Origin of the sequence: Paenibacillus sp. FSL R7-0312, assembly GCF_038004445.1 — a bacterium.
GTDB lineage: Bacteria > Bacillota > Bacilli > Paenibacillales > Paenibacillaceae > Paenibacillus_AQ.
Genome location: NZ_JBBORE010000001.1, coordinates 1,595,624 through 1,610,012, shown reverse-complemented (window position 1 = coordinate 1,610,012; position 14,389 = coordinate 1,595,624). Strand labels below are relative to the sequence as shown.

The window sequence follows — 14,389 nt, the reverse complement described above, 5'->3', positions numbered from 1 at the left end:
CTTATCTAGGAATTGTATAAGATATCGCCGTCCCCTGGCCGGGCACACTGTGAATACTCAGGCCTGTTCCGTACATTTTGAGCAGCCGGCGCTGAATATTCCGCAGTCCGATGCCGCCCTCTGTCCGTTCTTCTGACAGAACCTCCGCAATCCGCTGCGGAGACATCCCGACACCATCATCTTTGATGGCAACCACAAGCTGGCCGGGCAGCAGTTGAATCGACAGCTGCACTGTCCCTCCAGCCTCCTTCTGCATCAGCCCGTGGTTGACGGCATTCTCTACAATCGGCTGAATGCTGAGCGGCGGAACCAGTCCCATAATATCGTCCGGGACATCGAACTCGATATTCAGCCGCTCGTCAAACCGCGCCTGCTCGAGGGCGAGATAGGACTGAACCAGCCCCAGCTCCTTCTCAATAGGAACGGTCTGTCCCCGGTTCTGGAAGTCAAAGCTGCTCCGCAGGTACTGGCTGAGATCCAGCAGCAGATCAGTGGCCTTATCCGGGTCTACCGGACATACGGAGATGATCGCATTGAGCGCATTATACAAGAAATGCGGCTTGATCTGGGCCTGCAGGAAGGCAATCTCCGCCTGAACGGATATCCGGACAGACTTGCGCATATCGAGCAGTGTCTGCACGCGCGCCTGGAACTCACGCAGTTCCACCGGCTTGCTCAGATAATCATTGGCTCCGGCTTCGAACGCAGCCTGGATATCCTCGGGGCGGCTGCTCGCCATCAGCACCAGAATCGGCAGCTCCGACAGAACAAACCGTTCACGGATCGTTTTGCATAATAACAATCCGGGTATTTCCGGCATCACCCAGTCTGCAATGACGAGATCGAGTTCAGGGTACTGCTGTATTTTACTTATAGCTTCAGCCCCGCTGCTGGCCGTAATCACCGAATGGTTCTCCAGCTGCAGCACACTAACCAGCACCTGAAGATTGACAGGATCATCATCCACAACCAGAATGAAGCAGCATTCCGCAGGCGGCGGCAGGACTGGTTCTTTTCCCGGCAGTTGGACTGCCGCCGCCTCCCAGCCGGTAATATCCAGATACTCCTGCTCCAGCAGCGCTTTGCTTTTCCGCAGGATGGGTTGTGTGAAGCGGAAGACAGAGCCGTGCCCCAGCTCCGAATGCACCTCTATCTCTCCTCCGGCCAGCTCAACCAGCCTCTGGGTAATGCTGAGACCGAGTCCGGTTTCCCGGTAGGCTTTCTGGGCTGCGGGTCCGCTTGGATCATAGGCATCAAAGATGGAGTGCAAACGCTCAGGAGCAATCCCCTTCCCCGTATCCGTGATAAGAATGGCAACATACTCTTCTTTAACCTCTGCAGACAGCGTTATCACGCCTTGAGGCGTATAATTGACGGCATTTCCCAATAAATTATACAGAATTTGAGCAAGGCGCTGTTCATCCGTCTCCAGCAGGGGAAGCTCCCCGGGCAGGTCCAGGCGGAATTCAAGATTGGACTTTCCGTATACCTGGCGCGTCACCTCCATGATGGAAACAGCCGCGGTGCGGAGATCCACCGCCTGCCGGCGCAGAAAGAGCGAGCCGTGATTCAGCTTCGCGAAGTCAGACATATCATTGATTAAGGCTGACAGCCGCTTGCCCGTCGAGACAATCATGAGCAACTGCTCACTCTGGGCACTGCTCACGGAGCCTGCCGCACCCTGCGCCAGTGTCTGGGCCATGTTGACCATTCCCTGCAGCGGCTTGCGGAGCTCATGGGAAGTATCGGAGATGAAATCGTCCTTCAAGCCATCCAGTGTCTGCAGCCTGCGTGACAGTTGCCCCACCTCAAGGAAAGAGGACGCATATTGCCGGGTCATAATAATCGCCTGAACGAACCCGAACAGGACAATTTCATAAGAGATTATGAAATAGCTGAATGACAGGTTCATAAAACTGACCAGGTAGCAAATAATAACGACGCTGAGACTCTCAATGCTGACCATCATCAGGAACATATTTTTCGGGTTCCGCCTTGTTCCCTGAACCATAGAGTAGAGCACAAAGCCGATACTTACCGCACCCCAGGTCAGCAGCATGCCCTCCAGATAGCTGAATAGATAGGCCGGCATGAATATTGAGATCAGCAGCAGCATGCTCGTAATCATTTTAGATGCCTTAATGACCGCAATAGACATCGGGTAATTCACGGAATTGGCGACATAGCGCAGCAGATAATAGTAGACCAGCGTGGAAGAAGCCAGCTGCAGCTTGAGCACAATTTCATACGGAAGCCCGGGAAGCCCTGCCGAGATCAGCTTCTCGCCGTGGGTCAGAATGTAGACAAAGGCCGCCATGCAGAATAGACCCAGATAAAGGGTGACCCCCCGGCTCTCTCTAACCTTGGAGAACATCAGCAGGAATAGAGAAAGAATAATAAATCCGAACAGCGCCCCGCCGTCTACAAACAGCGCAAATTCGCGGTGCTTCATAATAGAGCCCTGATTACCGATGACAATCGGCATAACGATACCTCCGGAGGAGTAGCTGTAATTCGCCACCTGTACAATAATCTCCATGGTATCTCCGGTCACCGAAGCAAACCCCGTATAGGGTATATTATTCTGCTTCCCCTCAGAAGCCGTGGGAGCAGGGCTGCCGCTGCTGCCAATCTCCTGCCCGTTCACGAAGACCCGGCTTGCCGTACGGATGTTGCTGGTGCGCAGACCGTACACTACGGCTTCCCCATAGGCAATCCTGGCCTGCAGACGGTAAGTGCCGTACCCTTTGGCTGCGGGTTCCCCGGTGACGGATATATAAGGATTCCACTTCCCCGGAACCTGTACCATTCCGGACACGGCAGGCACGCCCGGGTCCTTCCGCTCCTTGGAGAACACCTCAGGCATCAGCAGCGCGCCGCGGTGCAGCTCCCATTCCCCGTTCAGCTTCACAACACCGTCTTTGCCGAAGTCCCAGCTGCGCAGATCGATCATACCTTGCCGGGCCTGCGGCATTCCGCGGTTTATATGGAAAGTCTGGAGGACAGAGAGCAATGGAATGATCAACACCAGCACCAGACTGCCTAGAATACTCAGCCAATATTTTTTCATGCGCCATGCCATTCCCTTCTAGCTGTCAATGTATAAATTATACATTAAATTCCATTTACTTAAGTGCACTAAAAAAGCCGATTCCCATTTATTTCGGAATCGGCTGCTTATCTTATTAGATTAAAATTTTAGGAATATTTCACTTTACTTCCGGAGCTGCGACTGCGGAAGCTGTGCTCTCCTGGGTTTGGGACAGAAAGATATTAAGAATAATTGCTGTCAGAGACCCGGATACGATTCCGTTCTGCAGTAGCATTCTGGCGAATTCCGGCAGCTGGTCGAACATGGACGGCAGCACAGCAGAGCCGAGACCGACAGCAATACTACAGGCGGCAATCAGCAGATTGCCATCCTTACGCAGGTCAACATCCGAGAGAATCGACATGCCGGATGCGGCAACCGATCCGAACATGACAATCATCGCCCCGCCAAGCACCGCATTCGGCACGACTGTAGTCAGCGCTGCCAGCTTCGGCAGCAGCCCGAGCACGATCATAATTCCGCCGGCGGCAAAAATAACATTGCGCGTCTTCACCCGGGTCAGCGACAGCAAGCCGACATTCTGGGAGAACGCCGTATAAGGGAACGCATTAAACAATCCGCCGAGCATGATGGCAAGCCCTTCAGAACGCAGGCCGTTCACGATCTGCTTCTGTTCTACCTGCTGGTCTGTAGCCTTGCCCACGGCAAAATACACACCCGTCGATTCCACCATGGACACAATATTAACGATAATCATCGTGAAGATCGCAGTAATGCTGAACTGCGGCCAGCCGAAGTAGAATGGCTGGGCCACACTCACCCAAGAGGCCGTAGTCACTGTAGAGAAATGTACGATGCCCATGGCATAGCCGATTACGGTTCCGACAACCAGGCCTACCAGTACAGATACGGAACGCAGGAAACCTGTAGTCAGGCGGTTCACCGCCAGAATTACGAGCAGTGTAATCAGGGCCAGCAGCAGATTGCGGGGCTGGCCGAAATCAGCGCTGCCCTGTCCGCCGGCCACATTATTCATCGCTACCGGGATCAGCGAGAGCCCGATGATCGTTACTACGGAGCCGGTTACTACTGTAGGGAAGAATTTCAGCAGCTTCCCGTATATCGGGGCTGCCAGTACAACGAACAGACCGGAGATAATAATAGCCCCGTACGCTGTCGGGAGATTGGAGCCTGAAGCGATAGCGATAATCGGGCTGACTGCAGTAAAGGTACAGCCGAGTACAACGGGAAGTCCGCTTCCGAAATATTTGCTGCCCATAATCTGCAGCAGTGTTGCCAGTCCGCAGGTGAACAGATCCGCTGCGATCAGATACGCCATCTGCGTTCCGTTCAAATTCAGTGCCCCGCCGACCACCAGCGGCACAATCACAGCTCCGGCGTACATAGCCAGCACATGCTGAAGCCCGAGGGCGAATATCTTCTGTTTGCTTAGCATCCTGCACTCTCCTTAATTAATTCTTCCGCACGGGCAGTGCCGGTGCAGGGATTATCTATAAAGTGAACTTCTCCTGGAGACATCGAAGCAATCCGCGCCAGGGCATGTACCGGAATTCCGCGCTGCTCCAGCAGGCTGCGTCCTTCCTGGAAGCTCTTCTCAATGACACAGCCGACTCCCATCAGCCGCGCCCCGGACTCCTCCACGATATCGCATAGGCCTATAAGCGCTGCACCGGTAGCCAGAAAGTCATCGACAATCAGCACGTTGTCGCCAGGTCCGAGATACTTCTGCGAGATGCTGATCAGGTAGTCTTCCTGACGGGTGAAGGAATGCACCGGTGCGGAGTAGACCGCCTCGGTGAGGGTAACAGCCTTCTTTTTCTTGGCATAAATAAACGGCACACCCAGCGCAATGCCTGCAGCCATGGCGAACTGGATGCCGCTGGCCTCTACAGTCAGCACCTTGGTAATGGGCTGATCTCCGAAGATAGCTTTGAATTCCTGCCCGATTTGCAGCGCAAGCTCCGTGTCCACCTGATGATTCAGAAACGAGTCTACCTTCAGCACAGTCTCCGATAAAATTAAGCCTTCTTGTCTAATGCGTTCCTCCAGTACTTTCATTACAGCGATTCTTCCTCCTTTAAAATAAAAAGGACAGATCCCCTTGAGTGTTTCTCTCAAGTGAATCTGTCCTTCTGGGTTTTTGTCCCTTAGTGGTGTAACACATAAGCGTGTCCGCATCGCTTGGACCAGTCCTTCCTCTGCCGCAGCACAAGAAACGGAACCCTAGATGCGCTATTTCACTCATAGTCGGATAATTACAGTGGTCATCCGGTAGAAACTTATGGGCCATATTCCCAAGATTATATGAGGTATTATGATAAGCCTGTTTTTAAAAACCTTCGTATATCTTACACGCTCTGTATGATCCTTACAAGCAAAATTTTAAGTATATTTGCTGTGAATTTCAAAGTTTTTCATGAAATACACGCGTATTTCATCATCGATTCTCCCTGCTCACTAGGCAACCGTTTGTTTATGGGGTCGCAGCGCCTGTATTCCTCACCCTTCCTTCCTCCGCGCATTAATGATAAGGAAAACCTATGCAGGGAGGCATGATACGGATGGCTAAGCAAAAAGACCGGATAACTGTCATTATTCAAAAAGGGAAGCAGCGGATTGTTACCCGCACCCCGCTGGCCGGCATCAGCCGGCTGGTGTTTGTTATCAATAACCAATATACCAACGCAGCCAATACCACACAGATTGCCAGCGGCGCCGGCCGGAGCAGCGCAGCGGGCAGCAATGCAGCCATTGCTTCGCCCCATACCCGCCAGCAGGAGAGTGTCGGAGCCGGGGGGACGGCGGCGAACACAGGCAGCAGGGGCAGTAAGGGCAATAAAGGCTGTAAGGGACAGCGTGGCAGACGACATCACGCCCCCCTGATTCATCCGCACGGCTGGGGGAAGGAGATTGTCATCGTCGTGAACAACCAGACCGTGAAGCTTCCGGGGGGCAGCAGAAGCTCCTCGGCCACACAGGTCGGCAGCGGCAGCGGAACCTACAGCTCGGGCGGAACCAATGCCGCCATCGAGAGTCCCGGATCCAAGCAGCAGCAGGCGGTCGGCGGCGGTGCAGGCGGCCTTGCTTCGAACCGGGCTGCTGCCCGGCGGCGTCAGGGCGGCAGGCGGCGGCGCTGACGCCGCCTGCCGGGAAATGCAATCACGCTTAAACTGGCAAATAACACCGGAAACCTTGTAAAAACCAGGTTTTCCGGTGTTTTCTCTGTGTCCTCTATATCGCCGGGCGTCTATTAAAAGTATACTTATATATATTTAGTAGTATTAACTGAACAAAGGCGGCGAACTATGAGGATTAAACAACAGGTTTGGTTAGCAACATCGGTTACTATACTGCTGCTGGGCAGTATGATTATTATATCTTCACTCTATTTGGAAGGCATTCCGCGTATCTTCATTAATGGATTAAGCGGGGGCGGGATTCTGATTGGAATAGGCCTCATCTTCAGCATTCACCGGAATATTGACCACGGGCTGGACCGGATCACCAACATCTCCCGGGATATCGCCGACGGGACAATTAATCCTGCAGCCGCGGCAACCGTACGCAAGGATGAATTCGGACTGCTCGCAGCTTCTTACTACAAGCTGGCAGCCGATCTTCACCACAGGTCCGCTGAAGAACGCGAACTGCGCATGAAAGCGGAGGAGCAGGCCTGGATTAATACGCAAGTGTCAGAGATGGCAATGCAGCTTCAGGGATCGGTGCATCTGCAGACGGCAGCGCGTGTATTTATCGGCAGGCTGGCTGCCGCTGTCGGCGGAAGCTATGGAGCCGTATATTTGAAGCAGGGCGGTCAGCTAAACTTCGCAGCCGGCTATGCCTTTGACGAATCGGCAGGCCGCCGCGAACCCATTCAGCTGGGCAGCGGACTGGTCGGACAATGCGCGGCGGATCAGCAGACCATCGTGCTGGAGGATCTTCCGGAGCATTATATCAAAGTCCATTCCGCGCTGGGTGAAGCTTCCCCATCTTCGCTTATCGTAGTTCCGATCATGCATGAGCGGGAAGTGGTCGCCGTAATGGAGCTGGCCGCTTTGCACCCGTTCGGTTATAAGGAGCATCAGCTGATCGAGCGGGCGGGTCAAAACATGGGGGTGCTGATCAATACTTTGGCCGGCGTGGCCAGAATTGAAGAGCTGCTGAGCGAAACCCGGCTGCAGAAGGACGAGCTGGAAGCGCAGACCGAGGAACTGACGGCACAGACCCAAGAGCTGGAGGCACAGACCGAAGAGCTTATGGCCCAAACCGAGGAGCTGCGGCTGCAGACGGATCAGCTGCAGGATCAGGGAGAAGAGCTGAAGATGCAGGCCGAGAGCCTGCTGTCCTCCAATGAAGAGCTTCAGGCGCAAATGGAGCTGACAGAGGAACAAAAAGCCGAGATTGAAGCCCAGGCCGATGAGCTGAGGCAGCAGACGGAAGAACTGTACGCCTCCAATCTGGAGCTCCAGCAGCAAATGGAGATTACCAGCCGGCAATCGACAGAGATCAAGGCACAAGCCGATGAGATATCTGCCGCGAACCGCGATATGCAGAAGCAGCTCCAGCTTACAGAACGCCAAAAAGCCGAGATTGCCGATCAGGCTGAAGAGCTTCAGGCCCAAACGAATGAACTTCTGGATCAGAAGGAAGAACTCCAGGCACAGACTGAGGAGCTTCAAGCTCAAACGGAAGAACTCCAGGCCCAGACCGACGAGCTCCAGGCTCAGGCCGACGAGCTTCTGACCCAGAAAGAAGAACTCGCGGCCTCCCATGACCAATTGCTGCTTCAAGTTGAACTTACCGAACAGCAGAAAGAGGAGATTCAGGCGCAGGCCCAGGAAATCTTCTTGGCTGCCCAGTATAAATCGGAATTCCTTGCCAATGTGTCGCATGAGCTGAGAACACCGCTGAACAGCCTGCTGATCCTCTCGCAGATTCTCGCCGAGAACAAGGAAGGCAATCTTGAGGCGAAGCAGCTGGAATATGTGCATACCATCTTCTCTGCAGGCAAGGATCTGCTGCAGCTTATCGACGAGATTCTCGATCTGGCCAAGCTGGAGGTCGGCAAGATGACCTCCGTTCTTGAACCGGTCTCTTTGCAGGACCTTAGCAACCACGTCTTCCGCCATTTTGAACAGCAGGCCAAGAAAAAGAATCTCCGGTTCGATGTCCATTCAGACAGCAGGCTGCCTGACCATCTGATGACCGACGGCCACAGACTGCAGCAGATCATGAATAATCTGTTGTCCAATGCTATTAAATTCACCCCGGAGCAAGGCTCCGTTTCCCTGTCCATCCGCACCAGCGGCGAAGAAGTAATCTTCTCTGTCAGTGATACCGGCATCGGCATTGCCGCCTCCAAGCTGGGGAGCATCTTCGAAGCGTTCCAGCAGGCGGACGGCACCACCAGCCGCAAATACGGCGGCACCGGTCTTGGGCTCACGATCTGCCGCGAGCTGGCTACCCTGCTGGGCGGAAGAATTGAAGTGGATTCCGTTGAAGGCAAAGGCAGCACCTTCTCGCTGATCATTCCTGCAGTCGAGCCGGGAGAGGACGCACAGGCGCTGGCTGCCGCTACCTTTGCAGCCGCAGCCACTGCGGATATGCCGGGCTGCGAGACCAACAGCCGGGAGAATCCAGCTTTCCGGGAATCGTTCGTTCCCGATATTTCCATCTCGAATCCGAAGCTGCTGCAATATGCCGAGATGGAAGATGACCGCGGCAATCTGCTCCCCGGTGACATCCTCCTGCTGATCATAGAGGAGGATGCGGAATTCGCCACTATGCTGCTTGAACTGGCGCGCAGCCGGGGCTTCAAGGCGATCGTCGCCTTCCAGGGCGATCAGGGTCTGGCGCTTGCACATGCCTACAAGCCCGACGCCATCCTGCTGGATCTGCATCTTCCCGTTCTGGACGGCTGGTCAATTATCAGCCGGCTGAAGAGCCGGCCGGAGCTGCGCCATATTCCGGTGCATGTCATCTCGACAGCCGAGGAGAATCAGCAGAGCCTGGCGATGGGCGCCTTGTCCTTCTGGAAGAAGCCAAGTGATTATGCCGAGCTGGAGGCAGCCTTCCTGCAGATTGAGACGTATATCCGCCGTCCGGTGAAGAGCCTGCTGATTGTTGAAGACAACAAGATTCTGCGCAGCAGCCTTGTCGAATTCATCGCCCATCCCGATGTGAACATTATTGCGGTCGGCACAGGCAGGGAAGCGATGGAGCATCTGGCCAGTCATCATTTTGACTGCATGGTGCTGGACTTAGGCCTGTCGGATATTTCCGGCTTCGATCTGCTGGAGCAGGTCAAAACCAACCGTAAGCTGCAAACCCTGCCGGTCATTATCTATACAGGCAAGGATCTCAGCAAGAACGATGAGCAGCGCCTCAAGCACTACGCCGAGAGCATTGTCATCAAGAATGTACGGTCTATGGAACGGCTCTACGATGATACGGCCTTATACCTGCACCGCAAGCATGCCGATCTGCCGCCAGACAAACAGCGCCTGATCGAGAATCTGCACAATCCGGAGTCGGCGTTTGCCGGAAAAAGCATACTGCTTGTGGATGATGATATGCGTAATATTTTTGCGTTATCCAGTGTGCTCGAAGGTTATAATATGGAGATCAGCTTTGCCCAGAATGGTAAAGAAGCCCTTGAGCATCTGGAGACACACCCGGATGTTGAGCTCGTATTCATGGATATTATGATGCCAGAGATGGATGGTTACGAGACCATGAGGCATATCCGGCTCAGACCGGAGTATGACCAGCTGGTAATTATCGCGCTGACCGCCCGCGCCCTGGAGGAAGACCGGGTCAAATGCCTGCAGGCCGGAGCGAACGATTATATATCCAAACCGATCAATACGACACAGCTGGTGAGTGTGCTGAAATTATGGTTGATTCAGTAGGAGGAATTATGGAGTACCCTATTAATATTTTACTTGTCGATGACCGGCCGGATGAGCTCCTGTCTATGCAGGCTTTGCTGGCCGACACACCTTATCAGCTGATTGGTGCAACCTCCGGCATGGAGGCCCTGAAATGTCTGCTGGAGCAGGAGTTCGCCCTGATTATTATGGATGTGCTCATGCCGGACATGGATGGATTCGAAACGGCGAAGCGGATCAAAGCGCGTCAAAAGTCACGTGACATCCCGATTATATTCCTCACCGCGCTGACTTCAGAGCTGGAGAACTATATGATGGCCTATTCAGCCGGAGCTATAGATTTCCTGACCAAGCCTTTCCATCCGATCGTGCTTAAGAGCAAAATTGACGGCTTCGTCCGCCTCTATCGGACCCGCAAAGAGCTGCAGCTTAAATCCCAGGAGCTGGAGGCGGCGAATAGCGTTCTGACCGAGCTGAAGGACACTGCCGAAGTCGCTCTAAGGATCAAAAGCGGCTTCCTCGCCATGATGAGCCATGAAATCCGCACACCGCTGAACGGAATTATTGCCATGTCGGATGTGCTGCGGACCTCTGAGCTGGCGGCGGATGATCTGGAAATGGCCGAAATCATTCATACAAGCGGCCACGCACTGGTGTCTGTCATTAATCATATCCTGGACTTCACCAAGATCGAATCCGGCAAAATGGAGCTGGACTATGAGCTGTTCAACCTCCACTCCTGCATCAAGGAAACCGTTGATCTCTTCCGGGCACTCGCCAAGGAACGCAATCTGGTCCTGGAGACCTTCATTGATCCAGCTATTCCCGCACTGCTCATAGGCGATCCCAACCGTCTGCGCCAGGTACTGAACAACCTGATCGGCAATGCAATCAAATTCACCTACTCGGGCGGCGTTAAGGTAGGGGTTCATCTCCGGCAAGCGATGGATAGGGTAATGGAGCTTGAGTTCATTATTGAAGATACCGGCATCGGCATTCCTGCGGACAAAATGAAATACCTGTTCCAGCCGTTCACCCAGATCGGCGCTACGATCAACCGTAAGTTCGGGGGTACCGGACTCGGGCTGTCCATCTGCAAAATGCTGGTCGATCTGATGGGCGGAACAATCTACGCTAAGCAGGATGTTGAGCAAGGTGCCGTCTTCATCTTCACGATTCAGGTCAGTGAAGGACAACCGGATTAAGACGGGCCGAGTCCATCTGATGATTTCCGCAACTGTACCGTATTCTTTTGAGCAGAACTCCCGGAGTCCAGGCACATCAAAGAACCGTAAGTCTCCCCCCGGAGACTTACGGTTCTTTGTGTACGCTCATAGGTCTGCTGCGCCTTATTCCACGCTTATTCCACGCCGCCAGGCAGCATTTCCACCTTTTTGTTGTTCAGCACATTGTCCTCAAGCACGGCGAATTTATCGCCATACTCTTTAATAATATGCTGTTCTCCCCAGGCGCACAGGGAATCCAGAATGGACCCGAGCGTCTGTCCATATTCGCTCAGCTCATATTCCACTTTGGGCGGAACCTGATTATAGCTAATCCGGTTGACGATGCCGTCCTGCTCCAGCTCGCGGAGCTGCTGGGTCAGCATTTTCTGCGTAATATTCGGCATATGCCGCTTCAGGTCGCTTGTCCGCAGCTTGCCATGCGTCAGGTGGCATAGTATAACGCATTTCCACTTCCCCCCGATCACTTCAAGCGTAGCCTCGACCGAAATATTATATTTTTTAGCCATTATAGTGCCTCCTGTATGCTCACTGTACATCCCTTTATGTGTCGCCAGCGGGTAGTTTATGGGTACTTTTTGGTACCTATAGTACTTTAAAGTACGTACTGTCCATTTGCGTATCTGTACTCCATAATAGCACTTACCGGCCGGTGATTACCATAGTAGGAGTGAAGAACATGTCTCTGGACACAAAAAGAAGTACCCTCGCGCTGCTGGCTCTGGCGGTCAGCGCCTTTGCGATAGGAACAACCGAGTTTATCAGTGTCGGGCTGCTGCCGCTCATTGCTGATGACCTGAATATATCCGTGACCACCGCCGGATTAACCGTAACTCTTTATGCACTCGGCGTAACCTTCGGTGCGCCTGTGCTAACCTCGCTGACGACAAGAGTCTCCCGCAAAACACTGCTGCTCCTGCTGATGCTCGTATTCATCGCCGGTAACAGTCTTGCGGCCGCTGCTGGCGGAATCGGCACTCTGCTGGCCGCCCGGGTGATATCCGCCCTCTCGCATGGCCTGTTCATGTCGATCGCCTCCACCATCGCCGCCGATCTGGTGCCCGAGAACCGCAGGGCCAGCGCCATCTCCATTATGTTCACCGGGCTTACCGTAGCTACGGTCACCGGCGTGCCGCTCGGCACCTTCCTCGGACAGCAGCTGGGCTGGCGGGCTGCCTTCACCGCCATTGTGGTGATCGGCATCCTCGCGCTGATCGCCAATCTGATTCTGGTACCCGCCGGACTCCGCAAGGGGACCCGTACGCCGCTGCGCGAGCAGGTTAAGCTGGTGACGAACGGCCGCCTGCTGCTGGCTTTTGCCATTACAGCCCTGGGCTACGGCGGAACGTTCGTCGTCTTCACCTATCTCTCCCCGCTGCTGCATGAGATCAGCGGCTTCCAGGAGAAGACGGTCGCCGTGATCCTGCTCGTCTATGGCATCGCCATTGCCATCGGCAATGTGATCGGCGGCAGAGCAGCGAACCGCAAGCCGATGAACGCCTTATTCTATATGTTCGCCCTGCAGGCTGCCGTGCTGCTGATCTTCACCTTCACGGCTCCATTCAAGACCGCTGCCCTGATCACCATCTTCTTCATGGGGCTGCTCGCCTTCATGAACGTCCCCGGGCTGCAGGTCTATGTAGTAATGCTGGCTGACCGGTTCGCACCCGGCGCCAGAGATGTCGCCTCTGCCGTCAACATTGCCGCCTTCAATGCAGGCATCGCCATCGGCGCCTATCTCGGCGGGCTGGTCACCGATCATATGGGACTGATCCACACCGCCTGGGTGGGCGCAGTCATGGTCTTCGGGGCCGTTCTGCTCACGGCCTGGAGCCGGGCGCTGGAGAACAGAGACGAGCGTATGCAGCGGACGGAAGCTGCTTAACCTGCAATGCTGTGTACGCCGCAAAAGGCAGTGTGCGCAGTCAAGAGGTATGTATGGTCTGATTTAGGCTATAGCTGCCGCAATCCCTTTCTCGTATTAACTCGCCGGCTATGGCGGGGAGAGCTCCTTGCTTCCTAAAATCCTGCCCAAAATACAACATTACCCTTTTTATTCCGGGCAAATTTCAAGATTGTTGGATAAAAGGCAGCATTTCTCGTCTTGTAAGCAGCTTATCGAAGAAATTATTGTATTTAATACAACAATCCTTTAGAAAATCCAGATATCAGGGAATCAAAGCTGCACTACGTACAACATTTTGCCCGTCCAGTTTGAAATTAATGTTTTCATTCTGTCATCAGCGAATCAGATCTGCGGATTGAATGTTCCGCTTGTCTAATTATTATCTTACCTTTAACTACACTATTCCTTCAGGAGGTCATTCAATATGGCACAGCATTTACAAGATACAACTATACTTCAGGGCGGCGTGAATATGCCGTGGGTTGGACTCGGAGTTTTTCAGGTAGAGGACGGCGACGGGCTGGTGCAGGCGGTGAAGTCCGCAATTGCCCACGGCTACCGCAGCATTGATACAGCCGCAGTCTATGCCAACGAACGCGGAGTGGGGCAAGCAGTCAAGGAAGCTATGGCCGATAACAAGCTGGCCCGCGAAGAGCTGTTCATAACCTCCAAGGTCTGGAATGCAGACCTTGGTTATGAAGAGACCCTTGCCGCTTACGAGGCCAGTCTTGAGAAGCTGGGCCTTGACTACCTTGATCTGTATCTCATTCACTGGCCGGTGAAGGGCAAATACAAGGAGTCCTGGAGAGCGCTCGAAGCCCTCTATAAAGCAGGCCGCGTCAAAGCCATCGGCGTCAGCAATTTCCAGATTCATCATCTGGAGGATATTCTCCAGGATGCCGAGATCAAGCCGATGGTCAATCAGGTTGAGCTGCACCCTTATCTGTCCCAGCAGCCATTGCGGAGCTTCGCTAAGACGCATGGTATCCAGATGGAAGCATGGGCTCCGCTGATGCAGGGCCAGCTGCTGGATCAGCCGGTGCTGGCTGAGATCGCCGCCAGCCACGGCAAGTCCGTTGCCCAGATCATCCTGAGCTGGGATCTGCAGCATGGGATCGTCACCATTCCGAAATCAACCAGAGAGCAGCGGATCATCGAGAACGCCTCCCTGTTCGATTTCGAGCTGAGCAGCGCCGACATGGAGCGCATTGACAGCCTCAATCGGGATCAGCGGACCGGCCCCGATCCGGACAATTTTGATTTCTAAGCGGTAGGC

At 54.0% G+C, this 14,389-nt stretch carries 9 protein-coding genes and 1 riboswitch; of the genes, 5 read left to right on the top strand and 4 right to left on the bottom strand.

Annotated features, from left to right (window positions below):
- Position 1: 1 nt before the first annotated feature.
- The 3 genes from MKX70_RS07015 to MKX70_RS07005 form a co-directional block, all read right to left on the bottom strand.
- Positions 2-3,070 carry a hybrid sensor histidine kinase/response regulator gene (locus MKX70_RS07015; protein WP_340839752.1) on the bottom strand — a complete coding sequence of 1,023 codons (3,069 nt, stop codon included), beginning with the start codon at positions 3,068-3,070 and terminating at the stop codon, positions 2-4.
- Positions 3,071-3,209: 139 nt separating this feature from the next.
- On the bottom strand, positions 3,210-4,508 hold the full coding sequence (locus tag MKX70_RS07010) for a nucleobase:cation symporter-2 family protein (RefSeq protein ID WP_042240743.1): 1,299 nt from the start codon (positions 4,506-4,508) through the stop codon (positions 3,210-3,212).
- Entirely contained in the window at positions 4,502-5,131 is a 630-nt protein-coding gene (locus MKX70_RS07005) for a xanthine phosphoribosyltransferase (protein ID WP_042240744.1), read from the bottom strand. Before MKX70_RS07005 ends, MKX70_RS07010 begins: the two co-directional genes overlap by 7 nt.
- Before the next feature lie 166 nt (positions 5,132-5,297).
- Positions 5,298-5,401: riboswitch (purine riboswitch) on the bottom strand.
- A 233-nt stretch (positions 5,402-5,634) separates the two neighbouring features.
- Between MKX70_RS07005 and MKX70_RS07000 the strand changes: the two genes are divergently transcribed.
- The 3 genes from MKX70_RS07000 (at position 5,635) to MKX70_RS06990 (ending at position 11,168) form a co-directional block, all read left to right on the top strand.
- Entirely contained in the window at positions 5,635-6,210 is a 576-nt protein-coding gene (locus MKX70_RS07000) for a hypothetical protein (protein ID WP_445323646.1), read from the top strand.
- A 168-nt stretch (positions 6,211-6,378) separates the two neighbouring features.
- On the top strand, positions 6,379-9,984 hold the full coding sequence (locus tag MKX70_RS06995) for a response regulator (protein WP_340839751.1): 3,606 nt from the start codon (positions 6,379-6,381) through the stop codon (positions 9,982-9,984).
- Positions 9,985-9,992: 8 nt separating this feature from the next.
- A complete protein-coding gene (locus tag MKX70_RS06990; protein WP_340839750.1) occupies positions 9,993-11,168 on the top strand; it encodes an ATP-binding response regulator in 1,176 nt (391 codons plus the stop codon).
- Between the two features lie 155 nt (positions 11,169-11,323).
- Here MKX70_RS06990 and MKX70_RS06985 read toward each other — a convergent pair whose 3' ends face one another.
- Positions 11,324-11,716, bottom strand: coding sequence for a winged helix-turn-helix transcriptional regulator (locus MKX70_RS06985; protein ID WP_197073007.1), 393 nt, complete (start codon positions 11,714-11,716; stop codon positions 11,324-11,326).
- A 170-nt stretch (positions 11,717-11,886) separates the two neighbouring features.
- Here MKX70_RS06985 and MKX70_RS06980 point away from each other — a divergent pair, with 170 nt between their 5' ends.
- Both MKX70_RS06980 and MKX70_RS06975 read left to right on the top strand, forming a co-directional pair.
- Complete coding sequence (locus MKX70_RS06980) at positions 11,887-13,092, top strand: MFS transporter (protein WP_042240749.1); 1,206 nt, start codon at positions 11,887-11,889, stop codon at positions 13,090-13,092.
- Between the two features lie 445 nt (positions 13,093-13,537).
- The gene (locus MKX70_RS06975; protein WP_042240751.1) at positions 13,538-14,380 is read left to right on the top strand and encodes an aldo/keto reductase; all 843 of its coding nucleotides are present in this window, start codon (positions 13,538-13,540) and stop codon (positions 14,378-14,380) included.
- The last annotated feature ends 9 nt before the right edge of the window (positions 14,381-14,389 follow it).